This window comes from Streptomyces sp. MMG1533 (assembly GCF_001279775.1).
Taxonomy (GTDB): domain Bacteria; phylum Actinomycetota; class Actinomycetes; order Streptomycetales; family Streptomycetaceae; genus Streptomyces.
The window spans coordinates 20,920-37,790 of record NZ_LGDG01000145.1 but is presented as its reverse complement, the minus strand read 5'-3'; the positions used below and the strand labels follow the sequence as shown (position 1 = coordinate 37,790).

Sequence of the window (16,871 nt, the reverse complement as noted above, 5' to 3'; positions counted from 1 at the left end):
ATGACGACATTCGCCAGTGGTACGGACACCCTGACGCGAGACGCGCTCACGGTCCTCCAGCCCGGCTTCCCGGGCACCACCGCCCCCGACTGGCTGCTGCGCCGACTGGGCGAGGGCCTCGCCTCCGTCGGCCTGTTCGGCCGGAACATCGCCTCGCCCGAGCAACTCGCGGCCCTGACCGCCCAGTTGCGCGTGGAGCGCGACGACGTCCTTGTCGCGATCGACGAGGAGGGCGGTGACGTGACGCGCCTGGAGGTGCGGACGGGCTCCAGCTTCCCCGGCAACAACGCGCTGGGGGCGGTGGACGACGTCTCGCTCACGCAGGAGGTGGCTGCCGAACTCGGCCGCCGCCTCGCGGCCTGCGGGGTGAACCTCAACTGGGCGCCGTCGGCCGACGTGAACTCGAACCCGTCGAACCCGGTGATCGGCGTACGGTCCTTCGGCGCCGACCCCGACCTGGTCGCCCGGCACACGGCGGCCTACGTCACCGGCCTCCAGTCGGCCGGAGTCGCCGCCTGCACCAAGCACTTCCCGGGCCACGGAGACACGTCGGTCGACTCCCACCACGCGCTGCCCCGCATCGACGTGGACGCGTCGGCACTGCACGAACGCGAACTGTCCCCGTTCCGCGCGGCGATCGCCGCCGGCACCCGGGCGATGATGACCGCCCACATCCTGGTCCCGGCCCTGGACCCGGAGCGCCCGGCCACTCTGTCCCGCCGGGTCCTGACCGATCTGCTCCGCCGCGAACTCGGCTACGACGGCCTTATCGTCACCGACGGCATGGAGATGCAGGCCATCGCCGGCACGTACGGCATCGAACGCGGCAGCGTCCTCGCCCTCGCCGCCGGCGCAGACGCGATCTGCGTGGGCGGCGGCCTGGCCGACGACGCCACGGTGCGCCGCCTGCGCGACGCCCTGATCACCGCCGTACGCACCGGTGAACTTCCCGAAGCACGCCTGGCGGACGCGGCGGAACGGGTACGGGGCCTGGCCCGATGGACGGCATCGGCGGCCCGCACGGCAGGGGACGTCTCCCGGGGCTCCGCCGGCAACGACGTCGGCCTGCGCGCGGCCCGGCGCGCCCTGCGGCTCACCGGCGGGGAGACCTTCACCCCGCTCACCGAACCGCCGTACGTCGCCGCGTTCACCCCGGTGGCGAACTTCGCCGTGGGCGACGAGACCCCGTGGGGCGTGGCCTCGGAGCTGTCGCGCCTGCTGCCCGGCACGGAGACGGGCACCTTCACCGACGAGGACGCCGGGCACACGGCCCTGCGGGCGGCCGGTGGCCGCCGCATCGTGGCCGTCGTGCGCGACGAACACCGCCACCCCTGGACGGCCGCGGCCCTCGACACCCTGCTGGCGGCCCGCCCCGACACGATCGTGGTCGAAATGGGCCTTCCACAGGCCACTCCCCGAGGCGCCCTGCACATCGCCACGCACGGCGCGGCCCGCGTCTGCGGCCGGGTGGCGGCGGAGGTCATCGCGGGGGTGTAGTCCTACGCGTGTAGTCCTACGCGTGTAGTCCTTCCGCGTGTAGTCCTACGGCAAGGCGCACGCTTCCCTCGAACGACGAAGGCGCCGGGCTCCCGCTCAGGGAACCCGGCGCCTCTCCACGCCGGCCAGGGGCTGCTGAACCCCTGGTCCCCCTGCGCAACCTCCGCTAAATCCCCTGCCACTCCGGCTTGTTGGCGTACGTGTGCCGGAAGTAGTCCGCCAGCTTCAGCTTGGACGCGGCCGCGTCGTCGACCACGACCGTCGCGTGCGGGTGGAGCTGGAGCGCTGAGGCGGGGCACACCGCGGCGACCGGCCCCTCCACGGTCGCGGCGACCGCGTCCGCCTTGCCCTCGCCCGTCGCCAGCAGCACCAGGTGCCGCGCCTCCAGGATCGTCCCGATGCCCTGAGTGATGACGTGGTGCGGCACCTGCTCGATGTCGCCGTCGAAGAACCGCGCGTTGTCGATCCGCGTCTGCTCGGTCAGCGTCTTGATCCGTGTCCTTGAGGCCAGCGAGGAGCACGGCTCGTTGAACCCGATGTGCCCGTCGGTCCCGATCCCCAGCAACTGAAGGTCCACCCCGCCGGCCTCGGCCAGCGCCCGGTCGTACACCTCGCACGCTCCCTGCACGTCCTCCGCCGTGCCGTCGGGCCCCATGAACGCGTCCATGCCGATACCGAGCGGCTCCAGCACCTCGCGCCTGAGCACCGAGCGGTAGGACTCCGGGTGCTCGGCAGGCAGCCCCACGTATTCGTCGAGCTGCGCGATCCGCGCCCGCGAGGCGTCCACGGCACCGGATTGCACCTTGGCCGCCAGCGCCTCGTAGATGGGCAGCGGCGTCGAGCCGGTGGCCACGCCGAGCAGGGCCCCGGGCTTGCGCCGCAGCAGCTGCGCCATGGCCTCGGCGATGAGTTCGCCGCCCGACTTGGCGTCCGGAACGATGACAACTTCCACGCTGGGCCTGCCGATCTGAAGAGGGGAGCTCGACTCTGAAGAGGGGACTCGACTACGACCCGATAGGGCCTATGTGGTTTAGACCAATCTAACAGAGGCTGGTCCCACCAGCCCAGGGGGCAGAAGGCGCGCAGGGCGACGCCCCAGCAGGTGACCGAGGCGCGCGGGGCCACGCCCCAGCCAGTGACGGAGGCGTGCTGACCCTGTGACCGCACACCCTCTGCTCGGCTGCTTGCCCCGGCTCGGTTGCCTGCCCCTGCTCGGTTACTTGAGCGACCCCCCCGTCGCGTCCACCCAGCTCCCCGTGACCCACCGGCCGGCCTCCGACGCCAGGAACGCCACCACGTCGGCGACGTCGCCCGGAGTCCCGACCCGCCCCAGCGCAGATATGGCCGCCGCGCCCGCCCGCGCCTCGTCGCCGGCCCGCAGCCAGTCGGCGTTGACGTCGGTGTCGACGATCCCGGGGGCCACGGTGTTCACGGTGATGCCCCGAGGGCCCAGCACCTTGGACAGGTCGCGGGTGAAGACGTCCAGGGCCGCCTTCGTCATCGCGTACGCCATCTTCTCCGGCATCACGGCGTTGCGCGCGAGGCCCGAGGAGATGTTGACGACCCGCCCGCCGTCGCGCAGTCGTGAGGCGCCCTGCTGCGTGATGAAGTGCGGCGCCTTCACGTTCACCGCGAAGACCCTGTCGTACTCCTCCTCGTCGATCTCCCCGAACGGTGCCGACGTCCCGATCCCCGCGTTGTTCACCAGGATGTCCAGCCCGTCCGCGTGACGGTCGAACTCCTCCCACAGCGCCTCGGCGTCCCCTGGCCGCCCCAGCTCGACACCGATCGTGAAGGCAGAGCCGCCCGCCTCCTCGATCGCCGCGACCGTCTCCTTCGCCGCCGCCTCGTTCCTGCCGTAGTGCACCGCGACCCGTGCGCCGTCGCGCCCCAGCCGCTCGGCGATCCCTCGCCCGATACCCCTGCTCGCCCCCGTGACGAGTGCCGTCCTGCCGGTGAACACGCCCATGTCGGAACCCCCTCGCATTTGTCTAGCGGTCGCTACAGAAAAACCGTACAACATCCCGCCGACATTTCTCTAGCACCCGCTATAGAATGCACCCCATGGTGAGCACCGAGGACACCCAGACGAAGTCCGGGCCGGCGTCCAGGCCGCGCGGCCGCCCCCGCTCCTTCGACCGCGCGACCGCCTTGGAGAGGGCCGTCATGGCCTTCTGGGAGCACGGTTACGAGGCGACCTCGGTCTCCGACCTCACGCGGACCATGGGCATCGGCGCCCCGAGCCTGTACGCGGCCTTCGGCGACAAGCGGTCACTGTTCGACGAAGTCGTCCGCGTGTACGGCGGGAAGTACGGCTCCTTCGCGCAACGCGCCCTGGAGGAGGAGCCGACCGCGCGCGCCGCGGTCGAGCGGATGCTGCGCGAGGCCGCGGCGGAGTTCACCGATCCCGCCCATCCGTACGGCTGCCTGGTGATCCATGCGGCCACCAACTGCACGACGCCCGAGGTGGAGGACGCCCTGCGGCGGCAGCGCAACGCGAACATCGCCGCCATGGAGGGTCGCATCAGGGCGGACATCGCGGACGGCGAGCTGCCCCGGGAGGTCGATGCCGCCGCCCTCGCGCGTCATGCGGCCGCCGTCTTCCAGGGCATGTCCCAACAGGCGCGCGACGGCGCGAGCCGGGGGGAGTTGGAGGCGCTCGCGGGAATTGTCATGGCCATCTGGCCCCGCACATGAACCCACACGGGTTAGGCTGCGTGATGGTTGCCAGGACGTCCTACTAGCGCGAACACCGCAGCGACTCCGGTGGGAAAGTCCCAACAACAAACACGCTTCAACGCATGGACACACGTAGTGGTCTAGTCCACAATGCGTGGAGACAAGTAAAAATGAACACGCTTCCGTCTTCCCCGCACAGGAAGGCGGACCGAGGAACCGGAGCTCTCTGCCCTGACTGCCCCGGGTCCTCATCCTTCGGCCGACTGGGACCGCACACCCCACGGTCGATATTGCTCCGGGCTGCGGTGCCGGGAGGGTTGAGGGTCCCTCTCAGGCGCCGCGGCCCGCGGGTGTTTTTCGGGCCGGTCCAAATGCCCGGGTACGCTCGCACACGTGCCCTCCATGAACGAACTCGTACGCCAGCACACGGCCCTCGACGACTCCGACCTCGAGTGGCTCCACCTGCTGGTCTCGGAGTGGCAGCTGCTCTCCGACCTCTCCTTCGCCGACCTCGTGCTGTGGGTCCCCACCCGCGACGGCACCCGCTATGTCTCCGTCGCCCAGATGCGGCCCAACACCGGCCCCACCTCGTACCAGGACGACATGGTCGGCCACCTCGTCCCCCGCGGCCGCCGCCCCCTGCTGGACGCCGCCCACGACGAGGGACGGATCGTGCGCGAGGGCGACCCCGAGTGGCGCGAGGAGGTCCCGGTCCGCGTCGAGTCGATTCCCGTGCGACGGGAGGGACGCGTCCTAGGGATCATCGCGCGCAACACCAACCTCCTCACCGTGCGCACCCCGAGCCGCCTGGAGCTGACGTACCTCCAGAGCGCCTCGGACCTCGCGCAGATGATCGCGGCCGGCGCCTTCCCGTTCGCGAACCAGCAGGTCGACATGGACGCCTCGCCCCGCGTCGGCGACGGCCTGATCCGCCTCGACGCGGACGGCGTCGTCCAGTACGCCTCGCCGAACGCGCTGTCCGCCTACCACCGCATGGGCCTCGCCTCCGACCTCGTCGGCCACCACCTCGGCAAGACCACCGCCGAACTCGCTCCGACCCACGGGCCGGTGGACGAGGCGCTCGCCAAGGTCGCCAGCGGGTGGGCGCCGCGCGAGTTCGAGATCGAGGCCCGCGACGGTGTGATCCAGTTCCGGGCGATCCCGCTCAAGCCCAAGGGCACCCGGATCGGTTCGCTGGTCCTGCTTCGCGACGTCACCGAACTGCGCCGCCGCGAGCGCGAGTTGATCACCAAGGACGCGACGATCCGGGAGATCCACCACCGCGTCAAGAACAACCTCCAGACGGTGGCGGCACTGCTGAGGCTCCAGGCCCGGCGCATCGACTCCGAAAGAGGTCGTGAGGCGCTCGAAGAGGCCGTACGGCGGGTCGGGTCGATCGCGATCGTGCACGAGACGCTGTCCCAGAACCTGGACGAGCGGGTGGAGTTCGACGAGATCGCCGACCGCGTCCTCGCGATGGTCGCCGAGATCTCGCCGGGCAAGGTAGCCGGTCGGCGCACCGGCCGCTTCGGCATCCTGGACGCGGAGGTCGCCACCCCTCTGTCGATGGTCCTGACCGAGATCCTCCAGAACGCCCTGGAACACGGCTTCCGCGAAGGCGACACCGGCACCGTCGAGGTCTCCGCGGTCCGCGGCGGCACCACCAAGGAGTCCCGTCTCCTCGTCACCGTCCAGGACGACGGCGTCGGCCTCCCCGAAGGCTTCGACCCGCACACCGCCGGCAACCTCGGCCTGCAGATCGTACGGACGCTGGTGGAGGGCGAGTTGGGCGGCACGTTCGACATGGTCCGGGCACCGGAGCGGGGAACCCAGGTGATCCTGGACATTCCGGTGCGGGCGCACAAGTAGGGCGCCCCATGGAGCGGGCCGGACACGTCTCCTGAACAGCAAAGAGCCCCGGACCGTTCAGGGTCCGGGGCTCAACATGCTCGTTGCCAGCATTTGCTGCGCATCGGGGGTACTGCGCGCTGCGGCTCGGGGGCGGGAGATGCGTACTCGCTGTACGCGCCGCCAAGCTCAGGCTGTTCGCGGGGCGGGTGTGTCAGGCGGAAGCCTGACGGGCCCGGTTGCGGGCGGCGCGGCGCTTCATGGCGCGGCGCTCGTCCTCGCTGAGACCACCCCAGACGCCGGAGTCCTGGCCGGACTCGAGCGCCCACTGCAGGCACTGATCCATAACGGGGCAGCGACGGCAGACGGCCTTGGCTTCCTCGATCTGCAGCAGCGCAGGACCGGTGTTGCCGATGGGGAAGAAGAGCTCGGGGTCTTCCTCGCGGCAAACGGCGTTGTGACGCCAGTCCATGGCTGCTACCTCTCCTTGGTATTACATGCAGGTTGCTTGTGAATGTGAACGCTTTCACGAATCCCTCAACAAGTGAAGGGCCGACTGCCAGGTTCCCTGGTGTGGTCCTGTGGTTTGAAGAGGGGTTCCGGTGATCTGCTGAGGCCGGTCTTGCGGGCCGTCTCGATCGCCACGTAGAGACTCGCAAACCTCAGCGGCGGATACAACCCCTTCTGGAAAGTTTTTTTTGATTCCTCGGTGTCGACTAGGTCACAGCCGTACTTCCATGGGGTGGACCCTGGTCTAAACGTTCGAGTGAAAGGACTTTAGCCCCTTCTGCTCACACAATCACACGCAGTGCACGGCGAACGCCTGTGAACGTCACGCTCGTACGCAGTCCGAGGTGGTCGCCGTCCATCTGGAGGGGGAGTGGCACCTTCGAATGCAAGGTGAACTGGTCCAGGTCGTGCAAGGAGACCGCGTGCTTGCCATGCGGTCCACGCTCGGGGGACGAAGTGAGCAACTGGGTGCCATACCGGGCAACCGCGGTCGTCGTCATGCGGCTGAGACCGAGTACGTCGAGGCCTTTATCGAACGAGGCCTTAGGTGATGCGTACATCGGGTGATTGCCCAGGAAGGTCCACGGAGAGGTGTTCGAGACTATGGACAGCACCAGATCGGTCACCGGCTCCGCGTCCGGCCGCTCCAGCGTGATCGTCCCGTGCCGGCGGTGTGCCTCGCCGAAGAACTGGCGCATTGCCTGGCGTACGTAGAGCGCGTGGGTGGATTTTCTGCCCCGCTCGCGCTGCTGTTCGACTCGCCCGACCACGCCGGCGTCGAAGCCGAGGCCCGCGTTGAAGGTGAACCAGCGGGACGGCACGGCCTCGTCGTCCGAACCGGGGGTGCCCGAGGTCAGGCCCAGGCCCACCTTGCGTTCGCTGCCCTCGCGCAGGGCGTCGAGGAGGGCGCCGGTGGCCTCCACGGCGTCATTGGGCAGCCCCAGGGCGCGGGCGAAGACGTTCGTCGAGCCGCCGGGGACCACCGCGAGGCCGGGCAGGCGCTCCGGGTCGGGGCCGGCGTGCAGGAGGCCGTTGACCACCTCGTTGACCGTGCCGTCGCCGCCGAGGGCCACGACGAGGTCGACGTCCGCGCTCTCCGCCGCCTGCCGGCCCAGGTCGCGCGCGTGGCCGCGGTACTCGGTGGTGACCGCTTCCAGCTTCATCTCGCTCGCGAGCGCGTGGATCAGGACATCGCGCGTACGTGCGCTTGTGGTGGTTGCCGCCGGATTGACCACGAGAAGTGCACGCATGAGTTGCAGCGTACCTACTGGGTGGTACCGGGCACAGGGCGAGGTAGGGATCAAGTAAGACTTCCGGGCGTGAACCTCGCCACGGGGGCGTATCGGCCGAGGGCTAACCTTCAGGGGTGAGCGCTGAGCAGACCCCCACCCCCGAAGCCTCGGAAGCCGCCCGAGAGGCGGAGCCCCGTCCCGGCCGGCTGACCGCCGCGGCTGCGCTGGCCGCACTGGAGGGGCTCGCCCTGGTGGCCGGCGGCGTCTGGATGCTGGTCGAGGGCCTCGCGGGCGACCCGGACGACCGTCGGTCGGCCGTCACCGGGGGCATCACCCTGATGGTGCTCGCGCTGTTGCCGCTGCTCGCCGCGCGCGGGCTGCTCGCCCGGCGCAGCTGGAGCCGGGGGCCGGCCGTCATCACGCAGATCATGGCGCTGCCGGTGGCCTACAACCTGCTCCAGGCCGACAGCGTGGCGATTCCGGCGGGGATTGCGCTGGCGGTCGTGGCCCTGACCGCGCTGGTCCTGCTCGTCAATGCGGAGACGACCCGGGCCCTCGGGATCCGGGGGCCCGGCAACGTACAGAAGTAACTGCCGCGAGCAACTGCCGCAGGCGTTACTCCTGAGGCGTTGCTCCTGAGGTGTTACTCCTGAGGTGTTACTCCTCCACCAGCAGCTTCTCGCGCAGCTGTGCCAGGGTCCGGGCCAGCAGCCGGGACACGTGCATCTGGGAGATGCCGACCTCCTGCGCGATCTGCGACTGGGTCATGTTGCCGAAGAAACGCAGCAACAGGATCCGCTTCTCGCGCGGGGGCAGGTCCTCCAGCAACGGCTTGAGCGACTCCCGGTACTCGACGCCCTCCAGCGCCTCGTCCTCCGCGCCCAGGGTGTCCGCGACCGCCGGGGACTCGTCGTCGGTGTCGGGGACGTCCAGGGACAGCGTGGAGTACGCGTTGGCGGACTCCAGGCCCTCCAGGACCTCCTCCTCCGAGATGGCCAGCTTCTCGGCCAGCTCGTGCACCGTCGGGGAGCGGCCGTGCTGCTGGGACAGCTCGGCCGTGGCCGTGGTCAGCGCCAGCCGCAGCTCCTGGAGCCTGCGCGGCACGCGCACCGCCCAGCCCTTGTCGCGGAAGTGCCGCTTGATCTCGCCGACGACCGTCGGGGTCGCGTATGTCGAGAACTCCACCCCGCGGTCCGGGTCGAAGCGGTCGACCGACTTGATCAGGCCGATGGTGGCGACCTGGGTGAGGTCGTCCAGCGGCTCACCGCGGTTGCGGAAGCGGCGCGCGAGGTGCTCGACGAGCGGCAGATGCATACGGACCAGCTGGTTGCGCAGCTCCGCGTACTCCGGGCTGCCGTCCTTCAGGGTGCGCAGCTCCAGGAACAAGGCACGCGCCCCGCTGCGGTCCTGATGGTCGTGCCGCGTGGCCTGCACGCGCTGCGCGGCCTTCTCGTCGTCTCGCTCGTGCTCGCTCATCGTCCCGCCCGTAGCCCTTCCCCGAGCCCTCGCCTGCGCTCGGACAGGGGACACCCCGATCCGTCCGTCCAGAGGCGTGCTCTGTACGGCACCTTCCCGATCACCCTGCCCGTCGCCCCGGAAGTCGGTCTCCGAGGAGTCGTCCTCCGGGTGCGGCCGGGCCTGCTCGGGGATGCCGTCGATGCCGTCCGTCATGCGTCGGGACGTGCTCGGGCCGCCCGTGCCTTCGGCGGCCGGCAGCTCCCGTGTGCCGCGCTCTTCGTCCCGCACCGGCCCGTCCCCGTCCCTCACGCCGGCCCGGGTCCCGCGCCGCGCTGTTTGTAGAGGCTGATCGAAACGGTCTTGTCCTCGTCGACGGCCGACGAGACCTTGCCCGCGAGGGCCGACAGCACGGTCCAGGCGAACGTGTCGCGTGAGGGGGCGTGACCGTCCGTGGTCGGCGCCGAGACGGTGACTTCCAGCGAGTCGTCGACGAGCCGGAAGACGCAACTGAGTACGGAGCCGGGCACGGCCTGCTGCAGCAGAATCGCGCAGGCCTCGTCCACCGCGATGCGCAGATCCTCGATCTCGTCGAGGGTGAAGTCCAAACGGGCCGCGAGGCCGGCCGTGGCCGTACGCAGCACCGACAGGTAGGCACCCGCAGCCGGCAGCCGGACTTCCACGAAGTCCTGGGTCGCGGGCTCGCCTGCGATCTGGGACACCCTCACCTCCAAGGTGGTACAAGCTTTTCGGGGCCGAGGGTCGCCCCCCGGGGTAACGCGATACGTGGTTCTGCGGTGACGCTACCGCGCTATCAACTTTCCTGTCCCCGGGACCCCAACCCCTTGCTGTCACTCATAGTAAACATGCGAACACGCTCCGTGGCTAGGGGGTTCGCGAACCCAATTGGGAAGAGCGCGCGCCGGGTTGACGTACCCAGACGTCAGACGGTCGAACCGTCCGGATCGGGGGTCATACGAGGACGTGGTCGACGAAGCACCAGCGCCACGCCTCACCGGGCTCGAACGTCCGCATGATCGGATGTCCGGAGTCCTTGTAGTGCTCCGTCGCGTGCCGTCCCGGAGAGGAGTCGCAGCAGCCGACGTGGCCGCAGGTCAGGCACAGCCGCAGCTGTACCGGGTGCGTGCCGGTCGCCAGACACTCCGGGCAGGTGTCGCTCAGCGGCCCGGGTTCCGGGTGCGGCAGCGCGTCGGCATGCGTGCACTGTTTCATGATTGCCAGGTTACGACGGGTGTGCGGACGACCGCGCGAAAAACCGAGGGGCGGGCGAACGGCGATGAACGAGGGTGGGCGAGGACCATGGACGTGATGCCCCTGCTGTTGCTGGTGGCGGGCAGCGCGATGATCGCCGCGGCCGCGCGGCGGACCCCCGTGCCGGCGCCGCTGCTGCTGGTCGCCGCAGGGCTCGCGATCTCGTACGTCCCGGGAGTCCCGGAGTACACCCTCGACCCGCACATCGTCCTGCCGCTCGTCCTGCCCCCGCTGCTGTACACGGCGGCCACCGACAGCTCGTACCTCGATCTGCGCGCACAGCTGCGCCCCGTGGCTCTGCTGTCGGTCGGGTACGTCCTCTTCGCGACCTTCGCCGTGGGCTGGGCCGCCTACCTGATCGTGCCGGACCTGCCGCTGACCGCGGCGCTGGTGCTGGGGGCGGTGGTGGCGCCGCCGGACGCGGTCGCGGCCACGGCGGTCGCGCGCCGGGTCGGGCTGCCCTCCCGGGTCACCACGATCCTCCAGGGCGAGTCCCTGGTGAACGACGCCACCGCGATCACCGCCTACCGGGTGGCCCTGGCTGCGGCGGTCGGCGAGGGTGCCACCTGGGCCGGCGGGATCGGCGAGTTCCTGCTCGCCGCGGTCGGCGGCGTCGGCTTCGGGCTGGTGCTCATGGTGCCGCTCCACTGGCTGCGCACCCACCTCAAGGAGGCGCTGCTGCAGAACACGCTCTCCCTGCTGATCCCGTTCGTCGCCTACGCGACCGCCGAACAGGTGCACGCCTCCGGTGTCCTCGCCGTCGTCACCGTCGCGCTCTACCTCGGACACCGCGCGTGGGAGGTCGACTTCGCGACCCGCCTCCAGGAGGAGGCGGTGTGGAAGATGGTCGCGTTCGTCCTGGAGTCGGCGGTCTTCGCCCTGATCGGACTGCAGCTGCCTCTGATCCTCAAGGGCCTCGGGGAGTACGAGGGCGGGCGCGCCGCCCTGTACGCGGTCGCCGTCTTCCTGGTCGTGGTCGTGTCCCGGTTCGTGTGGGTGTACCCGGCCACCTTCCTGCCGCGCCTGCTGTCGGCGCGGATCCGGGAACGCGAGGACGATCCCACCTGGAAGGGGCCCTTCGTCATCGCCTGGGCGGGGATGAGGGGCGTGGTCTCGCTGGCCATCGCCTTCTCGATCCCGCTGACCATGCACGGCGGTGAGCCGTTCCCCGAGCGCAACCTCATCCTGTTCCTGACCTTCACCACGGTCATCGGAACCCTGGTCCTGCAGGGCCTGAGCCTGCCTCCGCTGATCCGCGTGCTGAAGCTTCCCGGCCGGGACCCGCAGGCCGAGACGCTGGCGGAGGCCAACGCCCAGGCGCAGGCCTCCCGGGCCGCCGAGCGACGCCTGGACGAACTCCTCTCCGACGAGCGCAACGCCCTCCCGGCGCCGCTGGCCGACCGCCTGCGTCAGGTCCTGGAGCGTCGCCGCAACGCCGTCTGGGAACGCCTCGGCCAGGTCAACCCCCTCACCGGCGAAAGTGTCGACGACACCTACCGCCGCCTGTCCCGGGAGATGATCAGCGCCGAGCGTGAGATCTTCGTCAGACTGCGCGACGGCCGCTACATCGACGACGAGATGCTGCGGACGCTGCTGCGCAGGCTGGACCTGGAGGAGGCGGCTGTCTACCGGGAGGCGGCGTGAGCCGTCGTGAGCGGTCGTGAGACAGGTGCGCATTTCCCTGTCCCCACCGGCTCCTGACGGGGGATCATTGCCGGGACAGGATCGGGACGGGGTGACTCGGGGGACTTGGTGACCGACACCACACAGCAGTTCTTCATCAGTTACGCGGGTGTGGACCGCCCCTGGGCGGAATGGGTCGGATGGCATCTGGAACGGAGCGGCCACCGGGTCACCCTCGACGTGTGGGACTGGCGGACGGGGGACGACTTCGTCCAGCGCATGGACCAGGCGCTGGAACAGGCCGACGCCGTAGTGACGCTGTTCTCCAAGGCGTATTTCGAGGAAGGGCGTTGGACGCAGGAGGAGTGGTCCGCGGCGGTCGCCGGACGGGACCGGATCATTCCGCTGACCGTCGAACCCGTCACCGGCGCCGAGATCCCACCGCTGCTCGCCCCGAGGATCCGCAAGGATCTGCACGGGCTGGAGGAGACGGCTGCCGTCGCCGCGTTGCTGGAGGCGGTGAACGGCGGGAGGAGGCCGAGCGATCCGCCGGCGTACCCGGGGGCCGCCCCCGCGGTGCCGGACGAGCACGGAGCGTCGGACGAGCCCGTGGTGCCCGAGGGGCCGAAGCCCCGGCTGCCCGGGAGCACCGAGCGGCCCGAGGTGTGGCACGTGGGCCCCGCGAACCGTGATTTCTCCGGCCGGGAGGCCGAGATCGTGCAACTCCGGGAGGGGCTGCTCAGAGGGCGGCACTCCGCCGTGTACGCGCTGCACGGGATGGGCGGCTGCGGCAAGACCCAGATCGCTCTGGAGTACGCGCACCGGTTCGCCGACCAGTACGACCTGGTGTGGTGGATCGACGCGGAACAGAGCGACCAGATTCCGGTTCACTACACGGAGTTGGCCGACCGGGCCGGCATCGCGGTCGCGGAGGCAGGTGCCGAGCACAACGCCCGTACGCTGTTGCAGCATCTGCGCAAGCGGTCCCGGTGGCTGATCATCTTCGACAACGCGGAGGACCCGGACCAGATCGAGCCGTGGCTGCCGGAGGGCCCGGGGCATGTCCTCATCACCTCGCGCAACCCCAACTGGCGCAGGCTCGCCCAGCCGACCGCCCTGGACGTGTTCACGCGCGCGGACTCGCTGGCGTACCTCCGGAGTCGTATCCAGGGCATCGCCGAGGAGCAGACGGAGCTCCTGGCCAAGGACCTCGGGGACCTTCCGCTGGCCCTCGCCCAGGCCGCGGGCGTGATCGAGAACGGCATGACCGTCGACCGGTACCGGCGGCTGCTGACCGAGAGCACGGGACGGATTCTGCGGGAGGGGGAGGCGCCCGGGTACACGGCGTCGCTGGAAGCCGCGGTCAGCATCGCCGCGGCGCGTCTGGACGACGAGCACCCCGACTCGGCGGCGCTGCTCCGGCTGGCCGCGTTCCTGGGCCCCGAACCGATCCCCACCGAATGGCTGGAGAAGGCGCGCCCTCGCCTGTCCACGATTCCGGGTGACCCCCACGACCTGATGTGGTCGCAGGCCGCACTCGAGCCCCTGCGCCGCTACGGGCTCGCCCGCATCGACGGCGAGTCGCTGCAGATCCACCGGCTGACCCAGGCAGTGCTCCGCGATCACGTCGACCCCGCGCAGAGGCAGGCGATCCACGACGACGCCGCGGCCGTCCTGGCCGCCGTCACGCCCGGCGACCCGCAGTCGCCGGTCAGCTGGCCCGTCTGGGCAACGCTGACCTCCCATCTCACGGCACAGCACATCGATGTCAGGAAGCGCACCGAGCTGCGGGCGACGCTCCTTGACGCGGTCCACTTCCTGATCCGCAGCGGTCAGCCGCGGTCCAGTGCCGAGCTTGCCGCCGATCTACGGACGGCGTGGACCTCTCAGACGGGGCCCGACGATCCGGACGTCCTCACGTGCACGCAGTACCTCGGCCATGCGACGACGGACATCGGGGACCTCCGGGGGGCCCGGCCCATCATCGAGGATGCGTTCTCCCGTCGTCGGCGCACTCTCGGCGACGATCACCCCGACACCCTGAAGTCCGCCAACGACCTCGGGGCGATTCTCGGCGGGCTCGGCGAGTACGCGGAGTCCCACCGGATGGACGAGGACACGTTCGGCCGTCGTCGCCGTCTCCTCGGCGAGGATCATCCCGACACCCTGCAGTCCGCCAGCAATCTGGCGGCCTCCCTCCACGCGATGGGCAGATTTGCGGAGGCTCTCCGGATGGCCGAGGACACGCTCGATCGTCGTCGTCGTGTCCTCGGGGAGGATCACCCCGACACCCTCCATTCCGCAGGCAATCTCGCCGGCTCCCTGGCCGAACTCGGCCGTCTGTCGGAAGCTCGGCACAGGCTCCGTGACGTCGTGACCCGTTGCCGGACCGCGCTCGGTGACGACGACTTCACCACTCTGACGGCTGCCAACAGACTCGCCAGTACTCTGTACGCGCTGAATGAGTTCGAAGAGGCCCGTCGCCTTCACGAGGACACCCTGGCCCGTCGTCGCCGTCTTCTCGGCGACGATCACCCTGACACCCTCACGTCTGCTCACAACCTTGCCAGCACCCTGTACGCGCTGGGTGAGGGGGACGAGGCTCGTCGCCTCCACGAGGACACCCTGGCCCGTCGTCGCCGTCTCCTCGGCGACGATCACCCCGGCACCATCGGTTCCGTGTCCCACCTGGCCGCTGCCCTGCGGGAGGAGGGCCAGTACGCGCAAGCCCATGTCATGGAGGAGGACGGGCTGGCTCGTTGTCGCCGCCTTCTCGGTGATGATCACCCCGCCACGCTCAGGTCCACCAGGAACCTCGCCATCACGCTGCTCGGCCTGCGCAACCACAGGGAGGCGGCACGACTGCTCGAGGACACCCGGGCACGTCAGCTTCGTATCTTCGGGGTCGACCACCCCGACACCCGGTCCACCACGCAGAGCCTCGCCGAGGTGTACACGGCGATGGGAAAGAAGTTCAAAGCGCAGCAACTGCTGGCCAAGAAGCCGCCCAAGCGCCGTTTCAACCGCAAGTCCCGTTAGTCACTGGGCAAAAGGGGCCCCGGTCACCACCGCGACCACCGTGGCCCCCTTCTCGAACGTCCCTTCCTCCACCATCACGACAAGGCCATACAGCAACTTGGCGACATAGAGACGCTCGACCGCCACCCCGTGCCGCTCCTCGAACTCATCGGCGAAGGCATCGAGGTCAGAGGTCGTACGGCCGTAACCCCCGAAATGGAAACGCTCGTCGAGGGCCCAGTCGCCGCGCCGCCCACCGAAGGCCCGCTCCTGCAGCCCCTCTATGTCGGCCGTCAGGAAGCCGCCTTTCAGTACAGGGACCCCCGACGCCCGCTGCCCGGGCCCCAGCCCCGCGGCCAGTCCGGCCAGCGTCCCTCCCGTACCGCAGGCGATCGCCACGATGTCGGCCTGCCCGCGCAACTCCTCGCCGAGCGCCCGACACCCTCGTACGGCAGGGACATTGCTGCCACCTTCCGGGACGACGTACGCCTCCTCGGCGTCGGCCCGCCGCAGCAGCCCCGTCAGGATCTCCGCCTCGCCCTTACGCCGATATGTCGCCCTGTCGACGAAATGCAGGCGCATGCCGTCGGTGACGCATCGCGCCAGTGACGGATTGAGCGGTCGGTCGGCGAGTTCCTGGCCCCGGACGATGCCGATCGTGGGCAGGCCGAGGAGGTGGCCCGCCGCAGCCGTGGCGCGTAGGTGGTTGGAGTACGCGCCGCCGAAGGTGACGACCGTGCGGCCGGCCGCGGCGGTGAGGTTGGGGGCGAGTTTGCGCCACTTGTTGCCGATGAGTTCCGGGTGGATCAGGTCGTCGCGCTTGAGGAGCAGACGGACGCCCCGGCGGGCGAAGCGGTCGTCGGTGACCTCCTGCAACGGCGACGGAAGCCGGGGGCGGAGAGCGGCGAGGTCGGAGGCGTCGGGGCTGGTCACGGCACCATTGTCACCACCCGTCGACGCCGGCCGTCACGTCAGGGCACGGTCACTTCAGGCGGTCCCGGATCCGCTGCCGCATCGACGCCATCGTGAAGCCCCGCGGATCCACCTTCCCCGGCTGCCACTCCAGGTGGCCGATGACCGATCGCTCCGTCCAGCCGTGGTGGCGGCAGATCGCGGCGGCCGCTCTTTCGATCGCGTCCAGCTGGACCTCGGGCCAGGGGTCCTGGCCGTCGCCGAGGTTCTCGCACTCGAAGCCGTAGAAGTGGCGGTTGCCGTCGGTGTTGGCCTCGTTGTCGTGGGGGAGTGCCTTCTCGGCGATCACCGCGCGCAGGACGTCGTCGTCGCCGAGCCCGGCGTGGTTGGCGCGGCCGTAGCCGACGAGGTGGACGGTGCCGTTCTTGGTGATCACGCCGTGGCACAGCGGGCCCGGGAGGTCCTCGTAGCCGTCCCGGCAGAGCTGCACCGTCCGCGCACTGCCCTTGGTCACGGTGTGGTGGATCATGACGCCGTGGACGGGGCCCCACGGGCCCTTGTGGTTGCGGTTGTGGTGCTCCCAGTCGCCGACCTCGACGACGGTGAGCCCCTCCGCCCTCAGTCCGGCCAGGAAACCGCCCGCGGACATGGGTGAGGCCATGGCCGCCTCCTTCGCGCTGCGCGCCGACCGCCGTGCGCGGCCGTCTCGTACCGTTTGCTTGTACCGGAAGCGGAGGATCCGGACTACTCGTTCGCACGGCGTGCGAGCCGATCCGGACAGCCTCCTTCCGCTCCCGGAACAGTCGAAGCGGAGGCCGGGCTGGA

The 16,871-nt window shown here is 70.1% G+C and carries 15 protein-coding genes; 6 read left to right on the top strand and 9 right to left on the bottom strand.

All coding sequences use genetic code 11. From position 1 onward, the window contains the following. Window positions 1-1,497: a glycoside hydrolase family 3 protein gene (locus ADK57_RS16240; RefSeq protein ID WP_053750175.1), complete on the top strand. Its 1,497-nt coding sequence runs from the start codon at window positions 1-3 to the stop codon at window positions 1,495-1,497. 166 nt (window positions 1,498-1,663) lie between these two features. Here ADK57_RS16240 and nagB read toward each other — a convergent pair whose 3' ends face one another. Both nagB and ADK57_RS16230 read right to left on the bottom strand, forming a co-directional pair. Then, on the bottom strand, window positions 1,664-2,449 hold the full coding sequence (nagB, locus tag ADK57_RS16235) for a glucosamine-6-phosphate deaminase (protein WP_053750174.1): 786 nt from the start codon (window positions 2,447-2,449) through the stop codon (window positions 1,664-1,666). Window positions 2,450-2,713: 264 nt separating this feature from the next. Next, window positions 2,714-3,466: an SDR family oxidoreductase gene (locus ADK57_RS16230; protein ID WP_053750173.1), complete on the bottom strand. Its 753-nt coding sequence runs from the start codon at window positions 3,464-3,466 to the stop codon at window positions 2,714-2,716. 95 nt (window positions 3,467-3,561) lie between these two features. On the opposite strand from ADK57_RS16230, the gene ADK57_RS16225 reads away from it, so the two are divergent. Both ADK57_RS16225 and ADK57_RS16220 read left to right on the top strand, forming a co-directional pair. Beyond that, the gene (locus ADK57_RS16225; protein ID WP_053750172.1) at window positions 3,562-4,194 is read left to right on the top strand and encodes a TetR/AcrR family transcriptional regulator; all 633 of its coding nucleotides are present in this window, start codon (window positions 3,562-3,564) and stop codon (window positions 4,192-4,194) included. A 375-nt stretch (window positions 4,195-4,569) separates the two neighbouring features. Continuing rightward, the gene (locus ADK57_RS16220) at window positions 4,570-6,045 is read left to right on the top strand and encodes a sensor histidine kinase (protein ID WP_199830596.1); all 1,476 of its coding nucleotides are present in this window, start codon (window positions 4,570-4,572) and stop codon (window positions 6,043-6,045) included. A 193-nt stretch (window positions 6,046-6,238) separates the two neighbouring features. Here ADK57_RS16220 and ADK57_RS16215 read toward each other — a convergent pair whose 3' ends face one another. Beyond that, window positions 6,239-6,496 carry a WhiB family transcriptional regulator gene (locus ADK57_RS16215; protein WP_006142322.1) on the bottom strand — a complete coding sequence of 86 codons (258 nt, stop codon included), beginning with the start codon at window positions 6,494-6,496 and terminating at the stop codon, window positions 6,239-6,241. A gap of 319 nt (window positions 6,497-6,815) precedes the next feature. Next, complete coding sequence (locus ADK57_RS16210; RefSeq protein ID WP_053750170.1) at window positions 6,816-7,784, bottom strand: diacylglycerol/lipid kinase family protein; 969 nt, start codon at window positions 7,782-7,784, stop codon at window positions 6,816-6,818. A 116-nt stretch (window positions 7,785-7,900) separates the two neighbouring features. Here ADK57_RS16210 and ADK57_RS16205 point away from each other — a divergent pair, with 116 nt between their 5' ends. Continuing rightward, window positions 7,901-8,356: a hypothetical protein gene (locus ADK57_RS16205; protein ID WP_053750169.1), complete on the top strand. Its 456-nt coding sequence runs from the start codon at window positions 7,901-7,903 to the stop codon at window positions 8,354-8,356. Between the two features lie 67 nt (window positions 8,357-8,423). Here ADK57_RS16205 and ADK57_RS16200 read toward each other — a convergent pair whose 3' ends face one another. The 3 genes from ADK57_RS16200 to ADK57_RS16190 all read right to left on the bottom strand — a co-directional run bounded on the left by ADK57_RS16200 (window position 8,424) and on the right by ADK57_RS16190 (window position 10,454). Then, on the bottom strand, window positions 8,424-9,533 hold the full coding sequence (locus tag ADK57_RS16200; RefSeq protein ID WP_107091563.1) for an RNA polymerase sigma factor SigF: 1,110 nt from the start codon (window positions 9,531-9,533) through the stop codon (window positions 8,424-8,426). Then, on the bottom strand, window positions 9,530-9,943 hold the full coding sequence (locus tag ADK57_RS16195) for an anti-sigma regulatory factor (protein WP_004925829.1): 414 nt from the start codon (window positions 9,941-9,943) through the stop codon (window positions 9,530-9,532). Before ADK57_RS16195 ends, ADK57_RS16200 begins: the two co-directional genes overlap by 4 nt. A gap of 250 nt (window positions 9,944-10,193) precedes the next feature. Then, window positions 10,194-10,454, bottom strand: coding sequence for a UBP-type zinc finger domain-containing protein (locus ADK57_RS16190; protein WP_053750168.1), 261 nt, complete (start codon window positions 10,452-10,454; stop codon window positions 10,194-10,196). Window positions 10,455-10,541: 87 nt separating this feature from the next. Here ADK57_RS16190 and ADK57_RS16185 point away from each other — a divergent pair, with 87 nt between their 5' ends. Together ADK57_RS16185 and fxsT are read left to right on the top strand one after the other, a co-directional pair. Then, on the top strand, window positions 10,542-12,137 hold the full coding sequence (locus ADK57_RS16185; RefSeq protein ID WP_053750167.1) for a Na+/H+ antiporter: 1,596 nt from the start codon (window positions 10,542-10,544) through the stop codon (window positions 12,135-12,137). A 108-nt stretch (window positions 12,138-12,245) separates the two neighbouring features. Continuing rightward, on the top strand, window positions 12,246-15,155 hold the full coding sequence (gene fxsT, locus ADK57_RS16180) for an FxSxx-COOH system tetratricopeptide repeat protein (RefSeq protein WP_053750166.1): 2,910 nt from the start codon (window positions 12,246-12,248) through the stop codon (window positions 15,153-15,155). Here the strand turns inward: fxsT and ADK57_RS16175 are convergent, their stop codons facing one another. Next, window positions 15,156-16,067 (bottom strand): 1-aminocyclopropane-1-carboxylate deaminase/D-cysteine desulfhydrase, encoded by a 912-nt coding sequence (locus ADK57_RS16175; RefSeq protein WP_053750165.1) that lies wholly within the window; start codon window positions 16,065-16,067, stop codon window positions 15,156-15,158. It lies immediately after the preceding gene. 49 nt (window positions 16,068-16,116) lie between these two features. Continuing rightward, window positions 16,117-16,707 carry an N-acetylmuramoyl-L-alanine amidase gene (locus ADK57_RS16170; protein ID WP_053750164.1) on the bottom strand — a complete coding sequence of 197 codons (591 nt, stop codon included), beginning with the start codon at window positions 16,705-16,707 and terminating at the stop codon, window positions 16,117-16,119. Between the last annotated feature and the right edge of the window lie 164 nt (window positions 16,708-16,871).

Excerpts from the sequence above, each read along its gene's own strand:
- ADK57_RS16240 (WP_053750175.1), top strand. The coding sequence starts at position 1 with ATGACGACATTCGCCAGTGGTACGGACACCCTGACGCGAGACGCGCTC.
- ADK57_RS16230 (WP_053750173.1), bottom strand. The coding sequence starts at position 3,466 with ATGGGCGTGTTCACCGGCAGGACGGCACTCGTCACGGGGGCGAGCAGG.
- ADK57_RS16225 (WP_053750172.1), top strand. The coding sequence starts at position 3,562 with ATGGTGAGCACCGAGGACACCCAGACGAAGTCCGGGCCGGCGTCCAGG.
- ADK57_RS16215 (WP_006142322.1), bottom strand. The coding sequence starts at position 6,496 with ATGGACTGGCGTCACAACGCCGTTTGCCGCGAGGAAGACCCCGAGCTC.
- ADK57_RS16210 (WP_053750170.1), bottom strand. The coding sequence starts at position 7,784 with ATGCGTGCACTTCTCGTGGTCAATCCGGCGGCAACCACCACAAGCGCA.
- ADK57_RS16190 (WP_053750168.1), bottom strand. The coding sequence starts at position 10,454 with ATGAAACAGTGCACGCATGCCGACGCGCTGCCGCACCCGGAACCCGGG.
- ADK57_RS16185 (WP_053750167.1), top strand. The coding sequence starts at position 10,542 with ATGGACGTGATGCCCCTGCTGTTGCTGGTGGCGGGCAGCGCGATGATC.
- ADK57_RS16170 (WP_053750164.1), bottom strand. The coding sequence starts at position 16,707 with ATGGCCTCACCCATGTCCGCGGGCGGTTTCCTGGCCGGACTGAGGGCG.